Origin of the sequence: Paenibacillus cellulosilyticus, from assembly GCF_003182255.1 — a bacterium.
Lineage (GTDB): Bacteria > Bacillota > Bacilli > Paenibacillales > Paenibacillaceae > Paenibacillus_T > Paenibacillus_T cellulosilyticus.
The window spans coordinates 180,538-206,616 of the sequence record NZ_QGTQ01000004.1 but is presented as its reverse complement, the minus strand read 5'-3'; the positions used below and the strand labels follow the sequence as shown (position 1 = coordinate 206,616).

The following is a 26,079-nucleotide window of genomic DNA, read 5'->3' as shown; positions in this document are numbered from 1 at the left end:
ATTCGAAGGAGAATCATGACGAATACGAAGGAACGAATCGATGTTCTGCTCGTAGAGCAGGGATTTTATGAAAGCCGGGAGAAGGCGAAGGCCGCTGTAATGGCTGGCCTCGTCCTTGTCGATGGTGATCGGATGGAGAAGAGCGGTATGAAAGTACCGCGAACGGTAACGATCACTGTGAAGGGCGCGCCGCATCCTTATGTCAGCCGCGGTGGCTTGAAGCTGGAGAAAGCACTGCGTCAGTTCGGCATCCAGATGGAAGGTCGTGTCATGCTTGACATTGGCGCTTCCACAGGTGGTTTCACGGACTGTGCTTTGCAGAATGGTGCGTCACTCGTTTACGCGGTTGATGTGGGCTATAATCAGCTTGATTATTCGCTCCGATCCGATGAACGTGTACGCGTTATGGAACGTACGAATTTTAGGCATATGCAGCCAGGTGATCTGGATGGTCCGGTGCCGACGTTTGCGTCCATCGACGTTTCATTTATTTCATTGAAGCTGATCCTGCCTGCCCTCACTGGTTTGCTGGCGAAGGGCGGCGAAGTAGCTGCACTCATCAAGCCGCAGTTCGAAGCGGGCCGTGAGAAGGTTGGCAAATCTGGTGTCGTCCGTGACTCAAGCGTTCATGAGGAAGTGCTGCGCATGGTACTCGGATTTGCGGCGGATCTCGGATTTGAAGCCAAAGACATTACGTTCTCGCCGATTACAGGCGGAGAAGGCAATATTGAATTTCTCGTTCACTGGCTGTGGACCGGGGAGCAGGGATCAGCCGCTGCTGCGGCTGCATTGCCGGACGAAAGCCGTATAGCTGCGCTTGTTGCGGAAGCAAGCCAGACATTCCGTGCTGGTAAAGCGTAGACAGGAGAAAAAGGCATTTTTCGAAACGGCCGGGGGGCCTTTTACGAAAAATGCCTTTTTCTGTGATCACATAAGAAGTGTAGACCGCGATAGAAAAATTTCACACTGTTCGCTTTACAGGGCATACTTCATTTGATACACTAGGTTTACCAAACAAGCGTTCGTGTTTTTGAGAGCAGGATTCAACGTTGTTCGCCTCGAATGTGTTAGTCGAGCAGGTATGGAGATTGTTGGATACAATCCTATCTGAGGCTTTGAACCGAGACGAAAGCGGGGAATCGCCATTGGAACAATTTATCGACTGGTTTGTAATGCTGCTGACAGGGTCGTTGTTGCTCTTATGGATATATCGCGCTTTATACAATTGGCTGCATGCGCCTCCAGGCATGAAGCGGTTGAGACTAGGCAAAGGCGGCGAATGGTCGGCGGATGAATCTGGTGTGCAGGTTCTTGAAGCGAATGGCTATATCGTCTCCTCTGGGAAGCATCGCGTTCCAATTCAGATAGGCTGGAATGGGAACAAGCTTCATTCTCGGCTGTACATTGACTACATCGCAGAACGGGATGGAAAGATGTATGTAGTGAAGTGCTCCCGAGAACGTCAACCGATGGAATGGACGGGCAGCGGCATACGGGATCGGCTAATGGTTTATGCTTTATTACTGCCTGAGAGCAGTGGCGTATTGTATGTAGATACGACCGATGGAACGGTTCATCAGATTACGTTCAATATCGGCGTATACGACAGAGAGTGATAGCAGGAGGAACAGGGATAATGAAGGGACTTCGACATTTCAGAATTAGAGATATTATTGGGAAGCAAGTGATTGAGACGCAGGACGAGCTGGTTGAGGCGTTGCGAGCCGCAGGACTGCAGGTGACACAGGCAACGGTGTCCAGAGATATGAAGGAATTGCAATTGATCAAGGTGCCAACTGGTGATGGGCGATATCAATACTCACTGCCAGGGGACAATCGTCTAAGTAACCCGATCCATAAGCTGAAGCGATCGCTCATTGATCACTTCACTCATATCGATTACACCGACAACCTTGTCGTAATGAAATGTTCACCTGGTACAGCCAATACACTTGGTGCGCTTATCGATAATATGGAGTGGACAGAAGTTATGGGAACGATCTGCGGTGATGATACGATTCTAATCATCTGTCGCACGAAGGAGCAGAGCGGTGAAGTGACAGAACGGCTGCTCAGCTTGTTAGAAGGTACACAAAGTTGAGGATATAGATGTAACTAGAGTGAATGCTAAGGAGGAATTCTCGTGCTTCGCGAATTGTCAATTCGTAATCTGGCGGTAATTGAAGACGTAACGGTTTCTTTCCATGATGGATTTCATGTGTTAACGGGTGAGACAGGTGCGGGTAAATCGATTCTAATCGATGCGCTCAGCCTCGTCGTTGGTGGACGTGGTCAAGCAGAGCTCGTTCGCCACGGCTGTGATCGAAGTGAGATTGAGGCAGTATTCGATATGCCATTCAATCACCCGGTATGGGAAGTGCTCGCTCGTAACGGCTTAACGGCTTCGTCGGAAGAGCTGCTCGTTATTCGCCGTGAGTTGAATGCGCAGGGTAAGAGCGTGAGCCGTATTAACGGTCAGACCGTTAATTTATCGATGCTCCGTGAAGCAGGAGAATGCCTCGTTAACATTCATGGACAACATGAACATCAATCGCTTCTCCGTTCGGACAAGCATCTTGATTGGTTGGATGCTTATGCAGGAGAGCCGCTAGGTGAACGGAAGAAGGCTTACGCTTCATTATATAAGCAATACGAATCAGCTAAGTCTGCGCTTCGTGAGCTGGAGGAGACATCAAAGCGGCAGCTGCAGATGCTGGATCTGTATCGCTTTCAGTTGGAGGAGATTGCAACTGCACAGCTGCAGCGCGGCGAGGATGAATCGTTAGCAGAAGAGAAACGAAAGCTAACCTATGCAGAGCGTCTGCGAGGTAATGCGGCCGAGGCGTATGAATTACTGTATGGACCACAGGGGCTTGATGCAATCGGCAAGGCAGTATCGAAGCTGGAGGACATTTGCTCCTTCGATAAAGCTGCCATTGCTCCGATGCTGGAACAGCTGCAATCTGCCTTCTACCAAGCGGAAGATGCTGTGTTCTCGCTGCGGGATTATCGCGATAACATTGAGTCTGATCCAGAGCGTCTGGCATGGATTGATGATCGTTTGAATACGATCCATCACCTGAAGCGCAAATATGGAGAGTCCATCGAGGAAATACTTGTTTATTACAATAAAATTAAGACCGAATGCGAATGGCTGGAGAATCGCGATGAGCGGCTGCAACAGCTTCGTGAAGAGGAGCAGCGACTGTATAAGGAAGCGTTGGTGCTGGCTTACGAATTAACGGCTCTACGCAAACATGCATCCAGCCGACTGTCTTCCGCTGTTGAGGCCGAATTGCAGCAGCTTCAAATGGGTGGGACGATGTTCCGTGTCGTCATTGGCCCTATTGGCGGTGAGCAGCTCGAGCAAGAAGATGTTGAGCCGAAGCTCAGTATTAACGGAATGGATGAAGCGGTATTCCTGCTTGCACCGAACCCGGGCGAGCCATTGAAGCCGCTGGCGAAGATCGCTTCGGGCGGTGAGATGTCGCGTATCATGCTTGCCTTGAAGAGCATCTTTGCTGCGATCGATCAAATTCCTGTTCTTATCTTCGATGAGGTTGACACAGGCGTAAGCGGTCGTGCAGCTCAGTCCATCGCTGAGAAGATGTCCCTCCTGTCGAACGGCTGTCAGGTATTCTCCATTACTCACTTGCCGCAGGTTGCTTGCATGGCGGATCATCATTACGAAATTCATAAATCCGTTATCGAGAGCCGTACGCGTACGTCCGTTACGGAGTTGTCTCTGACTGGCCGCATCGAAGAGCTTGCTCGGATGCTTGGCGGTGTTGAAGTAACCGAGAAAACACGTCACCATGCGCAGGAAATGCTTGACTTGGCGGTACAACGCAAGGGCGCGTAATCAAACCAGACAGGGAAGGATTTGCGGGACATAAAAGAAACGGGGCAAGGTTACCTTATAGGTACGCCATTGGCGATAAGCCTTCATCACGACAAGCGATGGAACAACAGGGAGCGTGAAATCATTGAACTCCATCCAACGGAAGCGATGGTTTGGTCTTGTCCTCGTTTTCTTCGTTTGCATAATCGGGACATCTACCCCTATTCAGCATTTGGCCGCTTTCCCTGATGAATTGCGATTATTCTCTGGTCAGCCCAAACGTCTGGATTATGGTGTACCGGTTCATGCAAAGATTACAGTCGACCCGGCGATGCTGCAAGTGAATGGATCGACTACTCGTTCCACCTCCGTCAATCTCAACCAGCCGTTGTCGCTTCAGTCAAGTAAAGCCGGTATGACGGAAATGTCCCTGAAATTATTCGGTAAAATTCCGTTTAAAACCGTGAAAGTGAACGTCGTCCCTGATCTGCACGTTATACCTGGTGGACAGACAATCGGGGTCAAAGTGAAAGCTGCAGGAATTATGGTCGTCGGTCATCATCTCGTGAAGGGTGAGGATGGCAAGAAGGTGTCCCCTGGTGAGAATGCGGATATCCATCTTGGCGACCTCATTACGAAGGTTGATGGTGTGGCAATGAATGATGTTCATAAGCTGGCTTCTGTAATTGAGCAGTCTGGTGAGTCGAAACGCCCCCTTCAATTAAGCATTAAGCGTTCAGGTAAAATGATTGGGCGGCAGCTCATGCCCGCCTTTGATGCAGAGGATAAGTCCTGGCGTTTGGGTCTTTATATTCGAGACTCCGCGGCTGGTGTTGGTACGTTGACGTTCTATGCACCTGATCAAGGCGTATACGGTGCTTTAGGACATGTCATTACGGATATGGATACGCAACAGCCTATTGAAGTCGGTGAAGGACAGATTTTGCAGTCCAACGTACGTTCCATTAATAAGAGTCAGAATGGTGAGCCTGGTGAGAAACGTGCGGAGTTTGTGAAGCAGAGCAAAATATTAGGGAATATCAAGCGAAACACACCTTTCGGGATTTTCGGCGGCATGACGGACCAACCTGATCATGGTTATGATAATCGTCGCGTTCCGGTTGCTTTTGCAGAGGAAGTAAAGGAAGGGCCAGCAGAGATTTGGACTGTCATCGACGGGCAAAAGGTGGAGCGTTTCCATATCGAAATCGTCCATGTAACGAAACAATCGGTTCCTGCTACAAAAGGAATGGTCATTCGAATTACGGATAAACGATTGTTGGAGCGCACCGGCGGTATTGTTCAAGGGATGTCTGGTAGTCCGATTTTGCAAAATGGTAAGCTTGTTGGCGCTGTGACTCACGTTTTCGTAAACGATCCAACGAGTGGCTATGGCTGTTTTATTGAATGGATGCTGCAAGATGCAGGTGTATTGCTCAAATCAGCAAAACAAAATCTCGAAGCCGTTTAATGGCCTCGAGATTTTTTTGTCGTTTAGATGTAGTTTGTTAATATTTCCGCAATGGAATGGTGCTAACTTTTGTCGAAAGAAAACGAATCATTGATCTTTTTGTATTAAATTATTCATTATAAATGAACTCAATCAAAAAATAAAGAAAAATAATTTTCGACAGAAGGAATTCAAACGGCTTTGTCGAAAACTATAGTTACACCAAAAGGACAGCCGAACCTATCATACAGAAACCAATATCGAAAAAATGGATTTAATATCAAGGGAGGCTATATTGTGAGTAAGATTGAAGTATTGTTAGCCGATGACAATCGGGAATTTACTAATTTATTGTCTGAATACATTGCTGAACAAAATGATATGGTTGTAACAGGTATCGCTTATAACGGAGAAGAAGTTATTCAATTACTTGAAGATACAAGAAGAATGCCTGATGTACTCATCCTTGATATTATTATGCCACATCTTGATGGTTTGGGTGTATTAGAACGTTTAAGAGAAATCAATCCTACGCCAATGCCAAAAATCATTATGTTAACTGCATTTGGTCAAGAAAACATTACACAAAAAGCCGTACAATTAGGCGCTTCTTATTATATTCTCAAACCATTCGATATGGAGATCCTTGCGAATCGTATTCGTCAGCTTGTTGTTAATAGTAACGTCGTTACACCGACATCTTATACAAGTTCCTCTTCCATTTCGACGAAATCGAATGTTGTTCCAATTGCCAAAGGCAAAAACCTGGATGCAAACATTACGAGCATTATTCACGAAATCGGCGTTCCAGCACATATTAAAGGTTATCAATATTTGCGTGAAGCGATTACAATGGTTTATAACAATATTGAAATTTTGGGTGCAATTACGAAAACGCTCTATCCTGCAATTGCCGAGAAATTCAAAACGACGCCTTCCCGTGTAGAACGCGCCATTCGCCATGCGATCGAAGTTGCTTGGACGCGCGGCAATATCGATAGCATCAGCCATTTGTTTGGATACACAATCAACATCAGTAAATCGAAACCAACGAACTCCGAATTCATTGCGATGGTTGCTGACAAGCTGCGCATTGAGCATAAAGTGAGCTAATTTTTTTATCAAGGAATCACAATTGAACAGACCACTTGAGTTCATGACTCAAGTGGTTTTTGTATTTCATCTTCACTTTATGATGGAATATAGTCTTTTTGATTTGCCTATCATGGAAGGGTGGAAGGTGGGAATATTGATGTTCGAATTTCACGGCTGGGCAGTCATCTTAGATAGTCCGGGTGAAGAAGGAAGCGGCGCATCTTCGATTTATGATCGCGTGACCCAGTATGTTGAGCTTTTAAAACCAAATACTGATGTACTTGAATTGAAAGCTATAAATAGGCAATATCATCTGTGGCTGTCGGGGCTGAACAATCATGAACCAACATCCAAGTATGATCCGGTCGAAATTATGCAGACCATTGGCGTAATGGCACCTGGTTCATACGGTTTGCTCTATGTTTATAATGATGTGAACGAGCAGCTCTCTAATGTATTTCGAGTGTTTGTTCTTGCCCGAGGATGTGTGAAGGAACGAGACGATCCATTCCTGTCTCCGATCATTCCGGTAGTTGCAGATGAGTGCTAGTTCACCGATCGTATAATTAAAATAAGCCCAACCAGCATTAACGGGTTGGGCTTGTCTCTTCATGCTATTCACTTAGGAGCCCGGACGCGTCGTTGGTTTTGGCGGGCGTGAGCGTTTTTGACGGAATCGAGGTGCAACATAGTTATGTTTGCGGTCTCGGAAGAAGATCCAGCCGCCGATAAAGCCGACCCCGATCGCAAAGAGTATGAAGCCAATAATGAACGTAAGCCATGCAAAGGACGGCGCGTTTACTTCATCACCATAAGATACGAAATAGTCGTACAAGGCATCCTTCATACGCAGGAAGCCGTAGGTTGCCAATAGGCCGGGGATGACAAGCAGCAAAATCGCGATGAAGCGGGCTGCGATAACACTGGGTTGTGCTTTCATGTCGTTATTTTTCCTCTCATTATGAAGATAATGCCATGATCACTATTAATCATACATGAACATGTTTCTACTGTCTATTTTGGGATTGAGGCATGTAATCTTTGCAGAAAAATTGTACAATAGAATGCATAGACCAAGCAGGTCGGCAGATCAGGAGAGGGTGTTTGGGTAGATGGCAATTGAAGTAGATGTAGCCGTACTCGGTGGCGGACCAGGCGGATATACAGCAGCGATTCGTGCTGCTCAGCTTGGCAAGCGGACGGCCATTATCGAAATGGACAAGCTCGGGGGCACATGTCTCCATAAGGGCTGCATACCTAGCAAATCACTGCTTCGCAGCGCAGAGGTTTATGCGACGCTGCTGAAAGCAAGTACATATGGCATTGACGTAGAAGAGAATGCAGTCACCGTTAACTTCGATCGTGTTCAAAATCGAAAAGAACAGACTGTCGAGCAGCTGCACGGCGGGTTACAGTCGCTGATGGCTAAGCATGGCATTACGATTGTGAAGGGAAAAGGACGTATCATCGGGCCTTCCATCTTCTCGCCGCGTGCGGGTACGGTTGCTGTCGAGCTTGCAGATGGTGAGATGGAATCGGTTGTTTCGAAGCATCTGATCATTGCAACAGGCTCGCGTCCTCGTCAAATTTCAGGTCTTGAAGCAGATGGCAAGCTCATCCTTACGAGCGATGATGCGCTTGTGATGGAGAAGCTCCCAGCCTCGATTCTAATCGTAGGCGGCGGCGTAATTGGCGTAGAATGGGCATCATTGCTCAATGACTTCGGCGTTGAAGTGACGATCGTAGAAGCAGCGGATCGGATTCTGCCAACGGAAGATGAAGACATTTCGCGTGAGATGACGCGTTTGTTCCGCAAGCGCGGCGTGCAAATTGTGACAGGCGCTTCCGTACGTCCCGATACATATACAGGAAGCAGCGAAGGCGTCAGCATCACAGCAGGCAGCGCTGAGGGTGATATTCAGCTTACTGCGGCTTGCATGCTCGTTAGTGTTGGACGTGTTCCGAATACGGAAGGCCTTGGTTTGGAAAACACGGATATCCGCACAGAAAACGGCTTTATCTCGACGAATGCGAGCTACCAGACGAACGAACGCCATATTTATGCGATTGGTGACGTTATCGGCGGCGTTCAGCTCGCGCATGCGGCTGCCCATGAAGGTCTTGCCGCGGTTGACCATCTGAATGGCGGCAAGCCGGAAACGGTCGCAGCTCATCGCATTCCTCGCTGTGTTTATTCTCGGCCAGAAATTGCTTCTGTTGGCTATACGGAGCGTCAAGCGAAGGAGAAAGGCATTCAAACGAAGACGGCAAAGCTGCCGTTCGGAGCCATTGGCAAAGCGATTGTCGCAGGCGAGACGGAAGGCTTCGTGAAAGTGATCGCAGATGCTGATACGAACGATATCGTAGGCGTCCATATTATTGGTCTTCATGCAACAGATCTTATTGCAGAAGCAACGCTTGCCCAGCTGCTGGACGCTACGCCATGGGAAATCGGCCAATCGATTCATCCGCATCCGACGCTGTCGGAGGCGCTTGGCGAAGCCATGCTGGCGCTGGATGGCTTATCGACAGCGTTCTAAATCCATATTTTAATTGAGATGAAGGGAATCGGCTAGCATATCGTGCAAGCCGTTTCCCTTTTTGCAGAAGAACGGTTATAATATATATGATCTAGTATTAGTACCTGGTTTTAATACTTCTAACTATGGTTATTTATTTGATAAGCAATGCGTTCGGTAAGAGCGCTAAGGAGGGGTAGCTGCATGAACGAGATGGAATCCAAACCTCGTATGTCGCGCCATCATGAAGTAGGCCTGACAGATGACCAAGCGATTGATATGTATCGCACGATGCTGCTTGCACGCAGATTCGACGAACGCGTACTGCTCCTGCAGCGCGCTGGTAAGATCAACTTCCACGTTTCGGGCATTGGCCAAGAAGCAGCGCAAGTAGCGGCTGGCTTTGCGCTTGACCGTGACGTCGATTACTATCTGCCATATTACCGTGATTACGGACTTGTACTTAGTGTCGGAATGACGGTACGCGAGTTGATGCTGTCGGTATTCGCGAAAGCAGAAGACCCGAACAGCGGCGGTCGACAAATGCCTGGTCACTTCGGCCATAAGCGCCTTCGGATCGTGACGGGCTCCAGTCCGGTAACAACACAAGTGCCACATGCAGTTGGTATCGCACTGGCCGCAAAGATGAAGGGCGAGAAGCTCGTTAGCTTCGTTACGTTTGGTGAAGGTTCGAGCAACCAAGGTGATTTCCACGAAGGTTGTAACTTTGCAGGGGTACATAAATTGCCGGTTATTATTATGTGCGAGAATAACCAATACGCGATCTCGGTTCCGATCCATAAGCAGATTGGCGGCAGAATTGTTGATCGTGCTGCCGGCTACGGATTCCCAGGTGTTCGAGTGGATGGCAATGATCCGCTTGAAGTATACCAGGTTGTGAAGGATGCGCGTGAACGTGCGCTTAAGGGTGAAGGCCCGACGCTAATTGAAGCGATGATGTATCGTCTGTCGCCGCATTCCACTTCAGACAATGACCTTGCCTATCGGACGAAGGAAGAAGTGGAAGAGAACCGTGCGAAGGACGGTATTCCAAAATATAAGCAGTACTTGATCGATGCAGGCATTTGGTCGGAGGAGCAGGACATGCAATTGAACGCCGAGCTTCGTGCCATCATTGATGATGCGACGAATTACGGCGACAAGGCGCCATTCCCTACACCAGAGAGCACTTTATTGCACGTATACGACGGAGATTCGGAAGGGGGGCGCGCATAGATGCCAGTTATGGAGTATATCGAAGCGCTGCGTCTCGCCATGCGAGAAGAGATGGAGCGGGATGAGAATGTATTCGTCCTCGGTGAAGACGTGGGCCTGAAGGGCGGCGTATTTACGACGACGAAAGGACTTCAACAGCAATTCGGCGAGCATCGCGTTCTTGATACGCCGCTGTCTGAATCTGCTATCGCTGGTGTTGCGATCGGTGCGGCTATGTACGGAATGAAGCCAATTGCAGAGATGCAATATTCGGACTTCATGTTCCCGGCTGCGAACCAGATCATTAGCGAAGCGGCTAAGATCCGTTACCGTTCCAACAACGACTGGAGTTGTCCGGTCGTCATTCGTGCACCAATTGGCGGGGGCATTTTCGGCGGCTTATATCACTCGCAATGTCCGGAATCGGTCTTCTTCGGAACGCCAGGTTTGAAGATTGTTGCACCGTTCACACCTTATGATGCGAAGGGCTTGCTCAAGGCGGCTGTTCGCGATCCAGATCCTGTCCTTTTCTTTGAAAATAAAAAATGCTATACGCTCATCACAGGCGACGTGCCGGAGACGGACTATACGGTCGAGATCGGCAAGGCGAATGTGCTGCGCGAAGGCGATGATATCACCGTCATCTCTTACAGCCTGCCGTTGCACTTCGCACTAGAGGCTGCTGCCGAGCTTCAAGAGGAAGAAGGCATCAGCGCTCACATTCTTGACCTGCGCACGCTGCAGCCGCTGGACAAAGAATCCATCGTTGAAGCTGTCCGCCGTACGGGTAAAGTCATGATTGTACACGAAGACAATAAGACTGGCGGCATCGGTGCTGAAGTTGCGGCCATTATTGCAGAAGAGCTGCTCTACGATCTTGACGCGCCGATCATGCGTGTCTGTGGTCCGGATGTGCCGGCAATGCCGATCAACCCGCCGGGCGAGAAATTTTTTATGCTGAACAAGGGCAAAGTGAAGGACGCCATGCGCCAGCTAGCCTTGTATTAGAGGTTGTTCACTGTTAAGAAATGGGCAGCGGGCCCGATGGGAGACGAATAGGCATGAAGACGTTGACGGAGATCGTCATGCCGAAGCTGGCGGAATCGCTAGTATCGGCGACTATTGATCGGTGGCTTAAGCAGCCCGGCGATACGATCAGCATGTATGAACCGATCTGTGAAGTCATTACGAATAAAGTAAATGCAGAAATTCCTTCTACGGTTGAAGGCAGACTTGTATCCATCTTGGCGAAGGATGGCGAAGATGTTCCTGTAGGGGCTCCGATCTGCGTCATTGAGGCGATTGATGAATCGGCTGGCGCAGGCTCGACTGCACCTGTAACTTCAGCTGCAAGCACGCAGCCAGCTGCTGGGGAAGAATCGGATATCCCTGTAGAGGGCGATATGCGCGGACGTTACTCACCAGCGGTACAACGGATTGCAGCGGAGCATGGCGTAGACCTGCAGTTGGTTCGCGGTACGGGACTTGGTGGACGCGTAACGCGCAAGGACGTACTTGCTTATGCAGCTTCAGGCCAGCCGAAAGCGACGGTTGCGGCAGAAGCGGTCAAGGATGCTACGGTGAAGACGGAAAAAGCGCCTCTGCGCACAACAGGTCTGCACTTGTCTGAGACGCCTCGCATCCCTCAGATCGAGGTGGAATCCGAGATTCCTGGACGCGGGGAGTACTTTATCGACATTACGCCTATTCGCAATGCGATTGCTCGCAACGTGAAGCAGAGTGTAACGGAAATTCCGCACGCTTGGATGATGATCGAGGTCGATGTGACGAACCTTGTACAGCTTCGTAACAAGCTGAAGGACGAGTTCAAGAAGCGTGAGGGCGTGAATTTGACGTATCTGGCATTCGTGCTCAAAGCGGTCGTCAATGCGGTGAAGGACTACCCAATCATCAACTCGACGTGGGCAACGGATAAAATTATCGTCAAGCGTGACATCAACATTTCGCTGGCTGTTGGTACAGAAGATTCGGTCGCAACTCCGGTTATTAAGAATGCCGATCAGAAAAATATCGCCGGTATCGCCCACGAGATCGACGATTTGGCACGCCGTGGCCGCGAAGGCAAGCTGACGCTCTCTGATATGAGCGGCGGTACGCTGACCGTCAACAATACGGGTTCGTTCGGATCGATTCTGTCATATCCGACGATCGTCTATCCACAAGCGGTTAACCTGACGTTCGAATCGATCGTCAAGCGGCCAGTCGTTATCAACGATATGATTGGCGTTCGTTCGATGGCTAATATGTGCTTGTCCCTTGATCATCGTATTCTCGACGGCGTCATCTGCGGACGATTCCTGCAGCGGGTCAAAGAGAATCTGGAGAGCTTCTCGATCGATACGAAGCTATATTAAATTGCAGCCGGTTATCCGGCAATATGAAATGAGGCTACCACGATGGGAATGAATGAACAGCACGAGCGCGAGCTTGAGGCTCGTTACATCCCGCTCATCGGCTATGCGGAAGCATGGGAGCTGCAGAAAGCGTACGTGAAAGAGATCGACAAGGAGGAGCGGCGCGAGACGCTGCTCCTTCTTCAGCATCCGCCTACGTATACGCTGGGCACGGATCTACACCGTGAGCATCTGCTGCTTGATGAAGCGGAATTGAAAGAACGCGGAATTTCGGTGTTTGAAATCGACCGTGGCGGGGACATTACGTATCATGGACCCGGACAGCTGGTTGGTTATCCACTCATCTATTTAGAGGCGGAGAATTTGGATCTGCATGGCTATTTGCGCAGCTTAGAGCAGGCGATTATAGAATGGTTGGCTGAGTACGGGATCGTTGGCGGTCGCAAATCAGAATACACAGGCGTATGGGTTGGGGATTTGAAGATCGCGGCAATCGGGGTCAAATTCAACCGTGCGCGTTCACGGCGTGGATTCGTAACGAGTCATGGCTTTGCGTTGAATCTGAAGGCTGGAATCGGTGCTGAAGGCTTCCAAGGCATAATTCCTTGTGGCATTTCGCAGTATGGGGTCACGTCGTTCGAGGATTTGACCGGACAAGAGATGACGCCTGAACGGGCGGCGGCGGAGCTTCTTCCGCATTTCTGCCGCCAATTCGGCTTCAAGCTCCCGGAGGGAGCGATTCTCTAGCGTTAGATGAGCAAGAAGCTAATGCCAGAGACGATGACCGATAGGAGCATCGCGGCGAGCATGATCCAGACTACGATTTTGACTACGCGGCTGCTGAACATCCGGGCACTCTCCTTCCCATGACATGGCTCAAGGTTGAACCTCTTGTCTCTATATCCTATCATAGATAGTAGGACAAATTCACGCCTTCACAGCAAGAGAATGTACGATTCATCAACAAATATGGATTCAGAAGAAGCGGAGGGATTGGGATGATTGAACGCGAGCGGATCATTCAGGAGTTTATGGAGCTTGTCCAAGTGGACAGCGAGACGAGAAACGAAGGGCAAATTAGTATCGTATTGAAAGAGAAGTTCTCGGCGCTTGGTCTATCGCTCGAAGAGGATGATGCGGCAGCGAAGACCGGTCATGGCGCGAACAATTTGTTCGCAACATTGGCTGCATCTGGCGATTCGAATGCGCCTGTAATACTGTTCACCTCCCATATGGATACGGTAACGCCTGGCAACGGCATTAAGCCGCGCCTTGATGATGACGGCTATATTCGCTCCGATGGCACGACGATTCTTGGCGCTGACGATAAAGCAGGGCTTGCGGCGATGTTCGAAGCCATTCGCGTACTCAAGGAACAGCAGATCCCTCATGGCGAAATCCAATTCGTCATTACGGTCGGAGAGGAGTCCGGCTTGCTTGGCGCCCGTGCGATGGACGGTTCTAAGCTGCGTGCGAAGCTCGGCTTCGCGCTTGATTCCAACGGCGAGATTGGTGACATTGCAGTCGCTGCACCAACGCAGGCGAAAGTAACGATCAAGCTGCATGGCAAGTCGGCGCATGCAGGCGTTAATCCGGAGGACGGCATCAGCGCGATTCAAGTGGCATCTAAGGCCGTTGCTCGCATGCCGCTCGGCCGCATCGACGAGGAAACGACAGCGAACATCGGACGTTTCGAAGGCGGCGGTGCAACCAACATTGTGTGCGACTACGTAAAGCTTGATGCGGAAGCGCGCAGTATTGTACAGCACAAGCTGGATAAGCAGGTTGCGGCGATGCGCGAAGCAGTAGAATCGGCAGCAGCAGATTTTGGTGCTCGAGCGGAGTTCGAGAGCGACATCATTTATCCGGCGTTTATGTATGGCGACGGCGATGAAGTGGTTGAGCTTGCGAAAGCGGCCATTCAATCGCTTGGCTTGACGCCGCGCACGTTCCATTCCGGCGGTGGCAGTGACGCGAATATTTTCAACGGACTGGGTGTTCCAACGGTTAACCTGGCAGTCGGCTACGAGCATATCCATACGACGAAGGAACAGATCAAAGCAGACGATCTGGCGAAGGTAGCAGAGCTGGTCGTAGAGATCATCCGTCAGTCTAATGCTCGCGCATAAACTTATCGCTTCATACAAACGAAGGGCAGCAAGGACGGATAATTCCGTTCCTGCTGCCCTTTTTATGATTCGAAACATTATCGTTTCGGACTGCGGCGATGCAAATAATCGACCAGCATCGAAGGCGCATTTGCGGATTCACGGCTGCGTACGGACATTTCCTTCAGTTGACGGCGAATCTCCCAACCCTTGCCGACCAATCTGAGTGTTTCCTGTGCATAATATGCTTTCATAAATACCGCTCCTTACATCAGGATCTTTGAACGGAGTTCAAAGTCACTCTGCTTTCGGCTGGGCCGATTTGGTATAATGAAGCATATGCAGAACGGGCGAGTCGTATGACAAGCCCTCATCATGAAGGGAGAAACAATCGATGACGAATGAGAAGCTGGACAATTGGCAGGAAAAGACGCTGCACACGGAGCCTATTTTCCAAGGAAAAATAATATCGCTGCAGGTGGACACGATCGAACTGCCTGACGGCAAAACGGCAACACGCGAAATCGTTCGCCATCCAGGTGCTGCGGCTGTCCTGGCCTTACATGAGGATCGCATGCTCGTCGTTGAGCAATATCGCAAACCGATGGAGAAGTTCCAAATTGAAATTCCGGCAGGCAAGCTGGATCCGGGCGAAGATCCAATGGTGTGCGCGGGTCGCGAGTTAGAAGAGGAGACTGGCTTCCGTGCAACGACGCTTAAGCCGATCAGTGCTTTCTATACGTCACCAGGCTTTGCAGATGAGAAATTGTACCTCTATCTTGCTGAAGGGCTGGAGCGGGGCGCTATGAATCCAGATGAGGACGAATACTTGCGCGTAGACGCGATTACGCTGGAGCAGGCGCTTACCTATATGGAAGAAGGACGTATTAGTGATGCGAAGACGATTCTGGCCGTCTACGCATGGCGTCTATACAAGCTGACAGGGGAAGTGTAACAGCTGCATTCGTTTCTCCCTCTATTCAAGTAGGGTCATAACCTTGCTTGTCCAATCATAGAGTAGCTATGAAACGCATTTGGACAAGGGGTGGCCCACGTGAATTCGACCATATTCAAGCGCCGTGCAGCTGACTCACTGACGCTATATGTCTTCATCGGGGTGTTGTTCGCCGTCGGTGTCGTGTTTGGGGCATTGGCTGTACATGCATTGACGCTGGAGCAGCAGCAAAATTTGTCGGGCGATCTGGATCGATTTATTCGTATGATGGAAGCGGGAATGTTTCCCGACGAGGCGGAAACGTTCTGGGATCGATTTTTTTTCTATGGCAAATGGATAGGGCTAATTGGGGTTCTCGGCATGACAGTCGTTGGCTTGCCTCTCGTCTTGGCGCTCGATTTCTTGAAAGGATCGCTCGTAGGCTTCGCGATCGGGACGGTCGTCAGCGAGCATGGCTGGAAGGGGATCGTGTTCTCGCTTGCCTCGGTTGTACCGCCGAATATGATCGTAGTGCCTGCTATCGTAATTGCTAGTGCGGCAGCCATATCGTTTGCCCTTCATGTCATTCGTTATCGGCTGCTTCAGAGCAAGGGGAGACTGCTCCCGGCATTTGTTTCATTATGTACGATGCTTGGCTTCATGCTGCTTGCCGTAACGGCAGCGGCGCTTGTTGAAGCATATGTTTCACCCGCTCTTATGCGGTGGGCAGCCCCGATGCTAGGCTAGTCTTGTCGATTCGGTGTTTAAATCGTTTGACTTTATTCGCGCAAAGCTCATATAATGAAAGCAAATGTTCCGGAAATGGGCGCAATACGTGTGCGAGGGGGAAAACCATGGAAGCCCGGATCGAGAAAATTAAACAGCAGCTGCAGTCGCAGGGCTACAAGTTAACCCCGCAGCGCGAGGCGACCGTTCGCGTGCTGCTGGAGAACGAAGAAGATCACTTAAGTGCGGAAGATGTATTCATGCTCGTCAAAGAGAAAGCGCCGGAGATCGGCCTAGCTACGGTCTATCGGACGCTTGAACTGCTGAGTGAAATGCACGTCGTTGAGAAAATGAATTTCGGAGACGGCGTGGCACGATATGATCTGCGTACGGATAGTAATCAACATCACCATCATCATCTGATCTGCGTTCAGTGCGGAACGATGGATGAAATTATGGACGACTGGCTTGGTCCGCTGGAAGAGCGGCTGGAGCAGGAGTTCGGATTTTTCGTTGTCGACCATCGCCTCGACTTTCAAGGGGTATGTCGTCGATGCCAAGAGAAGAACGAAGCGGCGGGTATCGAGGCAGTGCCGACGACGCGTACGCTGTAAGGCTGCTTGATATAACTAAACAATCGACGATGAACAACGACTTCCGCACAGAGATGTGCGGAAGTTTTTCGTTTCATGGACGATCACGCTTTTTTCAATAGCGTCTTATTAATAGATGTTTTTCTCGACTGCGATGCCCGAGATCGTGGTGTATGTGTGACGCGTGAAGTTTTCACAAGAGGAGCTGTTTTGCTTCTTGGCTTCCGAGTGTTATGACGAGGGTTGTAGATTCGTTTCTTGCGCCGATTGACGAGTGGTTCAGAGGGTTGAACTGCTGATTCTGCTGCAAGTGATGCAAGCTGCATCAAGCCGGAACCTTGTGCCTGCACATTGTAGCCGCTCAGACTCTTCGCCCATGATTTGAGCTTCTCGGAAACTTGATCAGGTGTAAGTGAGTTGTCAGTCGCGAGTAGAAGAGCGGCGCCGCCTGCTACGTGGGGACAGGACATGGAGGTCCCGCTCATCTCAACGTATCCGCTGCCCGGCATGAGCGAACGAATATTGGTGCCCGGTGCAGTGATGTCAATACCATCGCCTCTGCTGCTGTAGGATGCAATCTGATCGTTCCGATTGGAGGCTGCAACAGAGATGGTCTCCGAGAAGCTTGCCGGCTCATCTATTCGTCCATTACTCGTACCGCTGTTGCCTGCTGAGGCAACGCAAACAATTCCGTTGTTATAAGCTTTCTGGATTGCTTCTTGCAGGGCTGCGCTTTGTTCGCCAGGCAGTAATCCGAAGCTCATATTTATGACTTGAATCTTGTTGCGGATGCACCAATTGATACCTTCTATAATGTCAGAAATGTACCCAAGACCCTCATGGTCAAGTGCTTTGATCGCATATAAGCTTACCTTTGGAGCGACACCTGGCTGCAGGCCGTTTTTACCGGCTGCGGCTATAATGCCGGCTACGTGTGTACCGTGTCCATTATCGTCGTAATAGGACGATTTGCTATTCGTCGTGTTGACGCCTCCGGCAATGTCGATGTTAGCGTGTTTAGCAATACCTGTATCAATGACGGCGACACGCACCTCATCCCCTTCGGTTTTCGCCCATGCATCAGGCGCCTGCACGCGGCAAATATTCCACGTTGCGTGGTCAGGACAGTTGCCGGCTGCGTTATTATCGCGTCTTTTGACGCTGCTGCGCTGGCTGCCGCGCAATGCATGTGTGCGGACGCGTGCGTCTTTCTCGATGAATTTGATTCCCGAGGGAAGTGAAGTAATACGTGCTTTGTTATTCAAGCTTCGTGTATTCATATAACAGCAAATGACACGGCTTGACCGGAGTGTTTTGATCGGTTTGATCCCTTTGCGCTCTAAGTATTGAATCAGCTGGTTAAAAGAGCTTTTGCCTCGAAAGCCGATCAGGTGCCTCGACGTATATTTTGCGGCGGATGTTCGGACACATTGCCCGAATAGCTTTTCCAGATGTAGTTGGGCCAAGTTATCGTCTCTCCTTCAATCCGTGCAGGATGGGACTCCATTCGATTGCGGCTACAGTCATAGTATGGAGACCTACGCGCTCAGTCACGGCGTATGGCCGTGACGACACATATTTTTGCAGCAGCAGGAGAATCGTATGTTGTAGGACTGTCAGAGGCACAGCTGTCATAATACAATTTATGTATAGGGCAATAGGTCCGCTGTTGTGAGCGTGACAGAGGGGGACGAGAGCATGCGTATTGGCGTGCCAAAAGAAATTAAGAACAATGAATATCGTGTCGCTTTGACGCCGGCTGGTGCGATGCAGCTAAGAGCGGGCGGTCATCGGGTACTCGTGCAGCGAGGAGCGGGCACGGGCAGCGGTTTTACCGATGATGAATATGCCGAAGCGGGTGCTGAGCTTGCCGAACAGGCAGGAGAGGTATGGCGAAATTCCGATATGATTATGAAGGTGAAGGAGCCGCTTCCGGACGAATACGTCTATTTTCGCAAAGGCCTGCTGTTGTTCACATACTTGCATCTTGCTGCTGCTAAGGAGCTGGCTAAAGCACTTGCAGACAAAGGGGTCAGTGCCGTTGCTTATGAGACGATTCAGCTTGCAAACGGTGGCCTGCCGCTTCTAACGCCGATGAGCGAGGTTGCGGGACGGATGGCAGTTCAGCTAGGTGCGCAGTATCTGGAATCGTTCTACGGCGGCCGTGGGGTCCTCTTAGGTGGCGTGCCAGGCGTACCGCCTGCGGATGTTGTCATTATCGGCGGCGGCATCGTGGGAACGAACGCGGCCAAAATCGCACTTGGCATGGGGGCGAGCGTCGTTGTGCTGGAGAAAAGTGCGGAGCGTATGCGTTACTTGGATGATATTTTTGGCGGACGTCTTCGAACGCTTGCGTCGAACCCACCTAACATTGCATCGGCAGTCCGCAAAGCGGATCTGTTAATCGGGGCTGTTCTTATTCCTGGAGCGCGAGCGCCACATCTTGTGACGGAAGAGATGGTCAAGACGATGAAGAAAGGATCCGTTATCGTCGATGTCGCCGTTGACCAAGGCGGCTCCATCGCAACCGTTGACCGTCCAACAACGCATGAGCACCCCATTTATGTGAAGCATGATGTCATTCATTACGCGGTTGCCAATATCCCTGGTGCAGTTCCACGTACTTCTACGCTTGCACTGACGAATGCGACGCTGCCATATGCGCGAGCTCTTGCCGATAAAGGAATGGCAGCTGCGATGAAAGATCCTGCGCTGCGCAAAGGCGTAAATACGCATAATGGTGCGGTGACCAATGAAGCAGTGGCACAAGCGGTTGGCTTGCCGTACACGCCTTTCTAAACATTGTTGATAGGCTTGGCCGAATGAACATGCGTTTCCCTGCATATGGTGAAACAATAAGATCATGCAGGAGGCGATTGCAATTGGTCGTATCCATTCGCCAATGGCTAGGAAGGCTCATTTTCGTTTTGTTATTCACCTTGCTGACCCTTATCGCTTTCGGAGGGTACAGGTGGCTGATTGATGTGGTTGCGCCTGTCGATCCTTATCGAGCGCCGCAAGGACGCGCAGTGAAGGTTTCCGGCACGCTAGAGACGCCGGATGAAGGGACGATGAGTGATCGTCTGCGCTGGTTTTATTGGTATGGCGAGTAGCCAATCATAGGCCGCCTGTGCCGTGAATGAGAGATCAGGCTGTATCGCGCTGCAGCCTGTTTCGGGCTGTCCATTTCGTGCAATTAAGTGATCATCTGACGTCAATCGCCATCGCATGCAGGAATTTGGAGGCTTGCTGTGGAATGTTTAATTGCACGTCATTCGACTGCAGAAAGGATAGCTGAATCATGGAGACGGAGCTGCAATCGTTTATTCAGGATGCGTCTTACGAACGGTCGCTGTCTGACAATACGCTTGCATCTTATGAACGAGACGTGAGGCATTTTATCCGCTATGCAGCGGAGTCGGGCATTTATACGGCTCGTGATGTGAAGAAGCATCATATGGCGCGTTATTGGCTTGTGCTGAGGCAGGAGGGACGTAAGAATGCGTCTTTGTCCCGTTATCGGGTATCGCTTCGCGCGTTTTTTCGTTATTTGATGGACAAGCGACTCGTAGATGCCGATCCGACGTCCGATATGGATGCACCTAAGCCAGACAGCCCACCGCCGCTCATTATAACTGCTGAGCAGGTGGAGCAGCTGCTTGCTGCCCCCGACCGCGCTGAATCGATCGGTATTCGCGATACCGCGATTCTCGAGACGTTGTATGCGACAGGCATTCGTGTGTCTGAATTAATCGCGCTCGAGGTCTCAGATGTTCACATCAGCCTCGGGTTTATTCGATGCGCAGCAGGCGGCAAAGAACGTATTGTACCTATTGGCCGATCTGCGCAATCTGCAATTGAGACCTATCTCACTTCCGTTCGTGCGACACTTGCTCGCAGCGATTCTGAAGAACAGGCATTGTTTCTCAATCGCAGAGGTGAGCGGTTAACGAGACAAGGTTTATGGAAAATTGTGAAAAAATATGCGCTCGCGGCTGGAATCGAGGCTGAGCTGACACCGCATTCGCTGCGGCATTCGTTCGCTGCGCATTTGCTTGAGAACGGAGCCGATATACGGGCCGTTCAAGAGATGCTCGGTCACGCCGGACTTGCCGCAACACAGAAATATGTTCAACTGACAAAGTCACGAATGAAAGAAGTGTATGAACGCTCGCATCCACGAGCGAGATAACGTTCGTGCCTATCGAAGATAAGTGACTTTGAGCTCAACTCAAAGATCGTGATGTCAGGAGGGACAGTCGTATGAGGTTTCAACGCATTGCGTTAATTGTGCTTGATAGCGTAGGCATCGGAGAGATGCCGGATGCTGCGCGGTTCGGAGATACGGGCTCGCACACGCTGGGACACATTTTACGCGAAGTACCAGATTTACAAATGTCCAGACTGCGCCGTTGGGGGCTGGACCGGATAGCTGAGCTGCCGGGCTGGACGCCATGCAAGGAACAGCCTGCCGCCTTTTATGGCAAAATGTCAGAAGCTTCGGTTGGCAAAGATACGATGACGGGTCACTGGGAGATCGCGGGTCTGAAGGTGACGATTCCGTTTCAGACGTTCCCAGAAGGATTCCCTGAAGAGTTGATTCGCACCTTCGAGGAGCGAACAGGCCGACGTGTTATCGGCAATAAGCCTGCTAGTGGTACGGAGATTCTAGTGGAGCTTGGCGAAGAGCAGATGCGAACAGGCGCATGGATCGTATACACATCGGCTGACAGCGTCTTTCAGATCGCTGCCCATGAAGAGGTTATACCGCTAGAAGAGCTGTATCGTGCGTGTGAAATAGCTCGCGAGCTGACGATGGATCCTAAGTATACGGTTGGACGTGTCATCGCTAGACCTTATGCAGGGACACCTGGTGCGTTCGTCCGAACGCCAAATCGACATGACTATGCACTGAAGCCGCCTGCTCCGACTGTTCTTAATTCATTAAAGGACAGCGGGTATGACGTCGTTGCAGTAGGCAAAATTAACGATATATTCGACGGCGAAGGCGTAACCGAGTCATTGCCGACGAAGAGCAATGAGGACGGTATTCGCAAGACGCTCGATCGATTAGAGACGAGCTTCGAAGGGCTGCTATTCACGAACCTCGTCGATTTCGACTCCTTGTACGGCCATCGGCGTGATCCGGGGGGCTATGCGAAGGCGCTCGAAGTATTCGACCGGGCGGTTCCTGAGTTGGAGAAAAGGCTTGGTCCACGCGATCTGCTAATTGTGACAGCAGACCATGGCAACGATCCGACCCATCCCGGAACGGACCACACGCGTGAATATGTACCGATTCTGCTCTATAGCCCGGCATTCGTCACGCCAGGCTCGATTGGTGTACGTCCAACCTTTGCGGATATTGCTGCAACGATTGCAGATAATTTCGGCGTTGCGATGCCGCCAAACGGTGAGAGTTTATTAGATCGTCTTAGTTAATTGGGGAGAAGGAGAGATATACGATGGCAAGCGAGAACAACACTGGCAGATTGACAGGTCAAGCCTATGAAGAAGCCGCGAACTATATTCGACAGCAGACAAGCCTGCAGCCAGAGGTAGGACTCATTCTTGGTTCCGGACTTGGTGTCTTGGCTGATTACATAACGGATGCAGCAACCATTGCTTATGAGGACATTCCTCATTTTCCGGTTTCGACCGTTGAAGGTCATGCAGGAGAGCTGTTAATCGGCCTTCTGAACGGTAGACCTGTCGTACTTATGAAGGGTCGTTTCCATATGTATGAGGGTTATGCACCAGAGTTGACGAGCTTCCCGGTCCGCGTCATGAAAGAGCTGGGCGTCACGAAACTCGTCGTAACCAATGCGGCAGGCGGTATTAACACGGGTTATGAGCCTGGCGATCTGATGCTTATCTCTGACCATATTAATCTGACGGGCCGCAATCCGCTGATTGGTCCGAATGAGAATCGATTCGGCGTTCGATTCCCTGACATGTCCGAAGCGTACAGCCGTCGTCTTCGTGCGCTTGCTCAAGAGACAGCACAGGCTGCAGGCTTCACGCTAAGAGAGGGTGTGTATGTAGGTGTTCTTGGTCCATCCTATGAAACACCTGCTGAAATCCGAATGATGCGTATACTTGGTGCGGACGCTGTTGGGATGTCGACGATTGCAGAAGTCGTCGCAGCCCGACATTGTCGGATCGAGGTACTCGGAATTTCGTGCATTAGCAATATGGCTTCGGGTATATTGGATCAGCCTTTGTCACATGAAGAGGTCATTGAGACGACGGAACGAGTGAAGAATCGATTCCTTCAGCTCGTATCTGACGTCGTAACGAAGCTGTAGCCGTCGTAATTTGTCGTTTAAAAAATTTGTCTCGCCGACTCAATATGACATACATTGTACGCGAATCACAGTACAATGTTCGTGATTATAGATGTGGAGTGGAGCGAGAGATGAATAATTCCCTGTACGTGAGTCTAGAAGAACTACGTGGCAGAATGGTGGATACCGCCCTGTTAAGGAACACCTTGCAGGACCGCGACGTGCTGTATTTAAGTCAGCAGCTGGATACGCTAATCGTCCAAGCCTTGACGGAGCAGCATCGTTCGCGGTGCCACAGTAAACCGACATCCGAGGAGGACTAACGTCATATGCGGGCTGTAGATTTAATACAGAAAAAGCGTAACGGACAGTCGCTTACATTTAACGAAATCGCTTTCTTAATTAAAGGCTATTGCCAAGGCACTATACCAGACTATCAAATGTCTGCCTGGGCTATGGCTATTTTTTTTCAAGGCATGTCGAAAAAAGAGACGGCCGACCTCACAATGGCGATGGCGCATTCAGGGGATACCGTCGATCTGAGTCCGATTCATGGCTTAAAGGCGGACAAGCATAGTACAGGCGGCGTAGGCGATAAAACAACGCTAATTGTCGCGCCGCTTGTCGCAGCCATTGGTATTCCGGTGGCGAAAATGTCTGGTAAAGGTCTAGGCCACACGGGCGGCACGATCGACAAGCTTGAGTCCATTCCTGGTCTGCGTACAGAGCTCCCTCGCGAGGCGTTTTTTGAGCAAGTGAATGAGATCGGCATCGCGATCGTAGGACAGAGCGGTAATTTGACGCCTGCCGACAAGAAGCTGTACGCGCTTCGGGATGTGACCGCAACCGTTGAATCGATCCCGCTTATCGCAAGCTCGGTTATGTCGAAGAAGATTGCTGCTGGAGCTGATGCGATCGTACTAGATGTGAAGACGGGCAGTGGCGCATTCATGAAAACTGTCGAAGAGGCCGAGGAGCTTGCGTTGGCGATGGTCGACATCGGGACCGAGGTTGGACGGAAAACGGCAGCGGTCATCAGTGACATGGACCAGCCGCTTGGCTTCGCTATAGGCAACGCGCTGGAGGTTACCGAGGCCATCGCTACGTTACGAGGACAAGGACCAGCCGATCTAGAACAGTTGTGCATCACGCTTGCTGCTCATATGGCAGTGCTGACAGGCCGGACTGATTCGATTGAGGAAGCGGAGTCACTGCTGCGTGACGCGCTGCATTCGGGTGCGGCATTGGCGAAGTTCCGGGCTTTCGTCGAGGCGCAAGGCGGAGATGCTCGTATCGCAGATCAACCAGAACTGCTGCCACAAGCACCAGAGACGGTGTCGATTGTCGCGGAGCAAGATGGCTGGATCGCATCGATTCAAGCTGAGATGCTTGGGCTTGCAGCCATGAAGCTAGGCGCTGGACGCGCGAAGAAGGACGATATCATCGACTACAGCGTCGGCATCACCCTGCGCAAAAAGGTCGGCGAAGCCGTCACCGCAGGCGATGTCCTTGCAGATTTGCATATCAACGATCAAGACGGCCTAGAAGCCATCAAGCAAGAAGCCGCTACCGCCTTCACCATTTCAACCGAACCACCACAATCCAGACCACTTCTGCTGTCAATCGTAACAGCGGATGGCATAACGAGATTAAGCTAATTCAACAAACTATACGCCTTATAAAAGCTGCATTCTTATCAGTTCCATACTGACCGAGAATGCGGTTTTTTTGCATTAACTGTTTCAATATCCGTTGACAATAATGCTCATATCGCGCTCGAACGGAAGCCCTGTCCCACAGGGGCACGCGCCCCCAAGCACGCAGCCAACTCATTAGCGCCACTGTCCCGTCATCGCCCCCCTCCGGGGACCAGGTGACTCTGGAAGGGGAGGTACCCGCGGCCAGCTCTAACGGACCGAAATGACGCTATTTGCACACAAACAAACACTTCAGTATTCTAACGGACTCAGCTGCGCTTATTATGCTGGATTATCTGGTGCGAAGCTCCTATCCAACTAAATAATGCCAGTGGAGTCCATTACAGCTCAAAACCAGCTATTCAACGGTAATTAACGTTTCTGTGGTCCGTTAGAGTGAGGAACAAGGGGCAGAGAAACTCGACCGAAAGCTTGAATGAACGTTCGAACGAACGTTTGAACGAACGCTCGGAGCAAAAGCTCTGCCCACAGGGGCACGCGACCCCCAGCACGCAGCAACTCACAATCGCCACTGTCCCGCCATCGCCCCCTTCCGGGGTCCAGGTGACTCCGGAAGGGAAGGTACCAGCGCCAGCTCTAACGGACCGAAATGACGCTATTTGCACGTAATCAAACACTTCAGAATTCTAACGGATTCAGCTGCGCTTATTATGCTGGATTATTTGGTGCGAAGCTCCTATCCAACTAAATAACGCCTGTGAAGTCCGTTACAGCTCAAAACCAGCTATTCAACGGTAATTAACGTTTCTGTGGTCCGTTAGAGTCTTAGAGTGAGGAAGTGAACTGGCAGAGAAACTCGACCGAAAGCTTGAATGAATGTTCGAACGAACGCTCGGAGCAAAAGCTCTGCCCACAGGGGTACGCGACCCCCAGCACGCAGCCAACTCATTAGCGCCACTGTCCCGTCATCGCCCCCTCCGGGGGCTAGGTGACTCCGGGAGGGAAGGTACCCGCGCCAGCTCTAAAGGACCGAAATGACGCTATTTGCACGCAATCAAACACTTCAGAATTCTAACAGACTCAGCTGCGCTTATTATGCTGGATTATCTGGTGCGAAGCTCATATCCAACAAAATAACGCTAGTGGGGTCCGTTACAGCTCAAAACGGGCTATTCAACGGTAATTAACGTTTCTGTGGTCCGTTAGAGTGAGGAACAAGGGGCAGAGAAACTCGACCGAAAGCTTGAATGAACGTTCGAACGAACGTTTGAACGAACG

Annotated in this window: 27 protein-coding genes; 23 read left to right on the top strand and 4 right to left on the bottom strand. The window is 50.6% G+C overall.

From position 1 onward, the window contains the following. Nucleotides 1–15: 15 nt before the first annotated feature. From DFQ01_RS08540 to DFQ01_RS08510, 7 genes are all read left to right on the top strand, one after another. The gene (locus tag DFQ01_RS08540; RefSeq protein WP_174812644.1) at nucleotides 16–861 is read left to right on the top strand and encodes a TlyA family RNA methyltransferase; all 846 of its coding nucleotides are present in this window, start codon (nucleotides 16–18) and stop codon (nucleotides 859–861) included. A 227-nt stretch (nucleotides 862–1,088) separates the two neighbouring features. Then, a complete protein-coding gene (locus DFQ01_RS08535; protein WP_245946577.1) occupies nucleotides 1,089–1,616 on the top strand; it encodes a hypothetical protein in 528 nt (175 codons plus the stop codon). A gap of 20 nt (nucleotides 1,617–1,636) precedes the next feature. Further along, a complete protein-coding gene (ahrC, locus tag DFQ01_RS08530; RefSeq protein ID WP_110043478.1) occupies nucleotides 1,637–2,101 on the top strand; it encodes a transcriptional regulator AhrC/ArgR in 465 nt (154 codons plus the stop codon). 42 nt (nucleotides 2,102–2,143) lie between these two features. Next, on the top strand, nucleotides 2,144–3,862 hold the full coding sequence (recN, locus tag DFQ01_RS08525; RefSeq protein WP_110043477.1) for a DNA repair protein RecN: 1,719 nt from the start codon (nucleotides 2,144–2,146) through the stop codon (nucleotides 3,860–3,862). A 124-nt stretch (nucleotides 3,863–3,986) separates the two neighbouring features. Then, entirely contained in the window at nucleotides 3,987–5,312 is a 1,326-nt protein-coding gene (spoIVB, locus tag DFQ01_RS08520; RefSeq protein ID WP_174812746.1) for a SpoIVB peptidase, read from the top strand. A gap of 276 nt (nucleotides 5,313–5,588) precedes the next feature. Continuing rightward, nucleotides 5,589–6,404: a sporulation transcription factor Spo0A gene (spo0A, locus tag DFQ01_RS08515; RefSeq protein WP_110043475.1), complete on the top strand. Its 816-nt coding sequence runs from the start codon at nucleotides 5,589–5,591 to the stop codon at nucleotides 6,402–6,404. Between the two features lie 22 nt (nucleotides 6,405–6,426). Beyond that, on the top strand, nucleotides 6,427–6,936 hold the full coding sequence (locus DFQ01_RS08510; RefSeq protein WP_146216846.1) for an Imm7 family immunity protein: 510 nt from the start codon (nucleotides 6,427–6,429) through the stop codon (nucleotides 6,934–6,936). Nucleotides 6,937–7,008: 72 nt separating this feature from the next. Here DFQ01_RS08510 and DFQ01_RS08505 read toward each other — a convergent pair whose 3' ends face one another. Next, nucleotides 7,009–7,326, bottom strand: coding sequence for a DUF2627 domain-containing protein (locus DFQ01_RS08505; RefSeq protein ID WP_110043473.1), 318 nt, complete (start codon nucleotides 7,324–7,326; stop codon nucleotides 7,009–7,011). A gap of 172 nt (nucleotides 7,327–7,498) precedes the next feature. Between DFQ01_RS08505 and lpdA the strand changes: the two genes are divergently transcribed. From lpdA to lipB, 5 genes are all read left to right on the top strand, one after another. After that, a complete protein-coding gene (gene lpdA / locus DFQ01_RS08500; RefSeq protein ID WP_110043472.1) occupies nucleotides 7,499–8,926 on the top strand; it encodes a dihydrolipoyl dehydrogenase in 1,428 nt (475 codons plus the stop codon). A 183-nt stretch (nucleotides 8,927–9,109) separates the two neighbouring features. Then, nucleotides 9,110–10,141, top strand: coding sequence for a thiamine pyrophosphate-dependent dehydrogenase E1 component subunit alpha (locus DFQ01_RS08495; RefSeq protein ID WP_110043471.1), 1,032 nt, complete (start codon nucleotides 9,110–9,112; stop codon nucleotides 10,139–10,141). After that, entirely contained in the window at nucleotides 10,142–11,128 is a 987-nt protein-coding gene (locus tag DFQ01_RS08490; protein ID WP_110043470.1) for an alpha-ketoacid dehydrogenase subunit beta, read from the top strand. Nucleotides 11,129–11,181: 53 nt separating this feature from the next. Next, complete coding sequence (locus DFQ01_RS08485; RefSeq protein WP_110043469.1) at nucleotides 11,182–12,495, top strand: dihydrolipoamide acetyltransferase family protein; 1,314 nt, start codon at nucleotides 11,182–11,184, stop codon at nucleotides 12,493–12,495. Between the two features lie 42 nt (nucleotides 12,496–12,537). After that, nucleotides 12,538–13,242 carry a lipoyl(octanoyl) transferase LipB gene (gene lipB, locus DFQ01_RS08480; protein ID WP_110043468.1) on the top strand — a complete coding sequence of 235 codons (705 nt, stop codon included), beginning with the start codon at nucleotides 12,538–12,540 and terminating at the stop codon, nucleotides 13,240–13,242. A gap of 2 nt (nucleotides 13,243–13,244) precedes the next feature. On the opposite strand, the gene prli42 is transcribed toward lipB, so the two are convergent. Then, complete coding sequence (prli42, locus tag DFQ01_RS31035; protein ID WP_174812645.1) at nucleotides 13,245–13,343, bottom strand: stressosome-associated protein Prli42; 99 nt, start codon at nucleotides 13,341–13,343, stop codon at nucleotides 13,245–13,247. 150 nt (nucleotides 13,344–13,493) lie between these two features. Between prli42 and DFQ01_RS08470 the strand changes: the two genes are divergently transcribed. Further along, the gene (locus DFQ01_RS08470) at nucleotides 13,494–14,624 is read left to right on the top strand and encodes a M20/M25/M40 family metallo-hydrolase (protein ID WP_110043466.1); all 1,131 of its coding nucleotides are present in this window, start codon (nucleotides 13,494–13,496) and stop codon (nucleotides 14,622–14,624) included. 77 nt (nucleotides 14,625–14,701) lie between these two features. Here the strand turns inward: DFQ01_RS08470 and mciZ are convergent, their stop codons facing one another. Then, nucleotides 14,702–14,857 carry a Z-ring formation inhibitor MciZ gene (gene mciZ / locus DFQ01_RS08465; protein WP_110043465.1) on the bottom strand — a complete coding sequence of 52 codons (156 nt, stop codon included), beginning with the start codon at nucleotides 14,855–14,857 and terminating at the stop codon, nucleotides 14,702–14,704. Nucleotides 14,858–14,997: 140 nt separating this feature from the next. On the opposite strand from mciZ, the gene DFQ01_RS08460 reads away from it, so the two are divergent. The 3 genes from DFQ01_RS08460 (at nucleotide 14,998) to fur (ending at nucleotide 16,877) form a co-directional block, all read left to right on the top strand. Then, nucleotides 14,998–15,558, top strand: coding sequence for an NUDIX hydrolase (locus DFQ01_RS08460; protein WP_110043464.1), 561 nt, complete (start codon nucleotides 14,998–15,000; stop codon nucleotides 15,556–15,558). Nucleotides 15,559–15,657: 99 nt separating this feature from the next. Next, nucleotides 15,658–16,284 (top strand): stage II sporulation protein M, encoded by a 627-nt coding sequence (gene spoIIM, locus DFQ01_RS08455; RefSeq protein ID WP_110043463.1) that lies wholly within the window; start codon nucleotides 15,658–15,660, stop codon nucleotides 16,282–16,284. Between the two features lie 107 nt (nucleotides 16,285–16,391). After that, nucleotides 16,392–16,877: a ferric iron uptake transcriptional regulator gene (fur, locus tag DFQ01_RS08450; RefSeq protein ID WP_110043462.1), complete on the top strand. Its 486-nt coding sequence runs from the start codon at nucleotides 16,392–16,394 to the stop codon at nucleotides 16,875–16,877. A gap of 83 nt (nucleotides 16,878–16,960) precedes the next feature. Here fur and DFQ01_RS08445 read toward each other — a convergent pair whose 3' ends face one another. Beyond that, complete coding sequence (locus DFQ01_RS08445; protein WP_110043461.1) at nucleotides 16,961–18,322, bottom strand: S8 family peptidase; 1,362 nt, start codon at nucleotides 18,320–18,322, stop codon at nucleotides 16,961–16,963. 232 nt (nucleotides 18,323–18,554) lie between these two features. On the opposite strand from DFQ01_RS08445, the gene ald reads away from it, so the two are divergent. The 7 genes from ald (at nucleotide 18,555) to DFQ01_RS08410 (ending at nucleotide 24,801) form a co-directional block, all read left to right on the top strand. After that, entirely contained in the window at nucleotides 18,555–19,655 is a 1,101-nt protein-coding gene (gene ald / locus DFQ01_RS08440; RefSeq protein WP_110043460.1) for an alanine dehydrogenase, read from the top strand. An 83-nt stretch (nucleotides 19,656–19,738) separates the two neighbouring features. Next, nucleotides 19,739–19,969 (top strand): DUF4227 family protein, encoded by a 231-nt coding sequence (locus tag DFQ01_RS08435; protein WP_110043459.1) that lies wholly within the window; start codon nucleotides 19,739–19,741, stop codon nucleotides 19,967–19,969. Nucleotides 19,970–20,157: 188 nt separating this feature from the next. After that, nucleotides 20,158–21,048, top strand: a complete 891-nt coding sequence (gene xerD / locus DFQ01_RS08430) for a site-specific tyrosine recombinase XerD (protein ID WP_110043458.1) — start codon at nucleotides 20,158–20,160, stop codon at nucleotides 21,046–21,048. A 71-nt stretch (nucleotides 21,049–21,119) separates the two neighbouring features. Next, complete coding sequence (gene deoB, locus DFQ01_RS08425) at nucleotides 21,120–22,298, top strand: phosphopentomutase (protein WP_110043457.1); 1,179 nt, start codon at nucleotides 21,120–21,122, stop codon at nucleotides 22,296–22,298. A gap of 23 nt (nucleotides 22,299–22,321) precedes the next feature. Further along, nucleotides 22,322–23,164 carry a purine-nucleoside phosphorylase gene (locus DFQ01_RS08420; protein ID WP_110043456.1) on the top strand — a complete coding sequence of 281 codons (843 nt, stop codon included), beginning with the start codon at nucleotides 22,322–22,324 and terminating at the stop codon, nucleotides 23,162–23,164. A 110-nt stretch (nucleotides 23,165–23,274) separates the two neighbouring features. Next, entirely contained in the window at nucleotides 23,275–23,466 is a 192-nt protein-coding gene (locus DFQ01_RS08415; protein WP_110043455.1) for an aspartyl-phosphate phosphatase Spo0E family protein, read from the top strand. A 6-nt stretch (nucleotides 23,467–23,472) separates the two neighbouring features. Beyond that, nucleotides 23,473–24,801, top strand: coding sequence for a pyrimidine-nucleoside phosphorylase (locus DFQ01_RS08410; protein ID WP_110043454.1), 1,329 nt, complete (start codon nucleotides 23,473–23,475; stop codon nucleotides 24,799–24,801). Nucleotides 24,802–26,079: the final 1,278 nt, after the last annotated feature.

What these genes read in the sequence shown, in the direction of transcription:
- DFQ01_RS08540 (WP_174812644.1), top strand. Translation starts at nt 16, where the DNA reads ATGACGAATACGAAGGAACGAATCGATGTTCTGCTCGTAGAGCAGGGA.
- ahrC (WP_110043478.1), top strand. Translation starts at nt 1,637, where the DNA reads ATGAAGGGACTTCGACATTTCAGAATTAGAGATATTATTGGGAAGCAA.
- DFQ01_RS08505 (WP_110043473.1), bottom strand. Translation starts at nt 7,326, where the DNA reads ATGAAAGCACAACCCAGTGTTATCGCAGCCCGCTTCATCGCGATTTTG.
- lpdA (WP_110043472.1), top strand. Translation starts at nt 7,499, where the DNA reads ATGGCAATTGAAGTAGATGTAGCCGTACTCGGTGGCGGACCAGGCGGA.
- DFQ01_RS08495 (WP_110043471.1), top strand. Translation starts at nt 9,110, where the DNA reads ATGAACGAGATGGAATCCAAACCTCGTATGTCGCGCCATCATGAAGTA.
- DFQ01_RS08490 (WP_110043470.1), top strand. Translation starts at nt 10,142, where the DNA reads ATGCCAGTTATGGAGTATATCGAAGCGCTGCGTCTCGCCATGCGAGAA.
- DFQ01_RS08485 (WP_110043469.1), top strand. Translation starts at nt 11,182, where the DNA reads ATGAAGACGTTGACGGAGATCGTCATGCCGAAGCTGGCGGAATCGCTA.
- lipB (WP_110043468.1), top strand. Translation starts at nt 12,538, where the DNA reads ATGGGAATGAATGAACAGCACGAGCGCGAGCTTGAGGCTCGTTACATC.
- prli42 (WP_174812645.1), bottom strand. Translation starts at nt 13,343, where the DNA reads ATGTTCAGCAGCCGCGTAGTCAAAATCGTAGTCTGGATCATGCTCGCC.
- DFQ01_RS08470 (WP_110043466.1), top strand. Translation starts at nt 13,494, where the DNA reads ATGATTGAACGCGAGCGGATCATTCAGGAGTTTATGGAGCTTGTCCAA.
- mciZ (WP_110043465.1), bottom strand. Translation starts at nt 14,857, where the DNA reads ATGAAAGCATATTATGCACAGGAAACACTCAGATTGGTCGGCAAGGGT.
- DFQ01_RS08460 (WP_110043464.1), top strand. Translation starts at nt 14,998, where the DNA reads ATGACGAATGAGAAGCTGGACAATTGGCAGGAAAAGACGCTGCACACG.
- fur (WP_110043462.1), top strand. Translation starts at nt 16,392, where the DNA reads ATGGAAGCCCGGATCGAGAAAATTAAACAGCAGCTGCAGTCGCAGGGC.
- ald (WP_110043460.1), top strand. Translation starts at nt 18,555, where the DNA reads ATGCGTATTGGCGTGCCAAAAGAAATTAAGAACAATGAATATCGTGTC.
- xerD (WP_110043458.1), top strand. Translation starts at nt 20,158, where the DNA reads ATGGAGACGGAGCTGCAATCGTTTATTCAGGATGCGTCTTACGAACGG.
- deoB (WP_110043457.1), top strand. Translation starts at nt 21,120, where the DNA reads ATGAGGTTTCAACGCATTGCGTTAATTGTGCTTGATAGCGTAGGCATC.
- DFQ01_RS08420 (WP_110043456.1), top strand. Translation starts at nt 22,322, where the DNA reads ATGGCAAGCGAGAACAACACTGGCAGATTGACAGGTCAAGCCTATGAA.
- DFQ01_RS08415 (WP_110043455.1), top strand. Translation starts at nt 23,275, where the DNA reads ATGAATAATTCCCTGTACGTGAGTCTAGAAGAACTACGTGGCAGAATG.
- DFQ01_RS08410 (WP_110043454.1), top strand. Translation starts at nt 23,473, where the DNA reads ATGCGGGCTGTAGATTTAATACAGAAAAAGCGTAACGGACAGTCGCTT.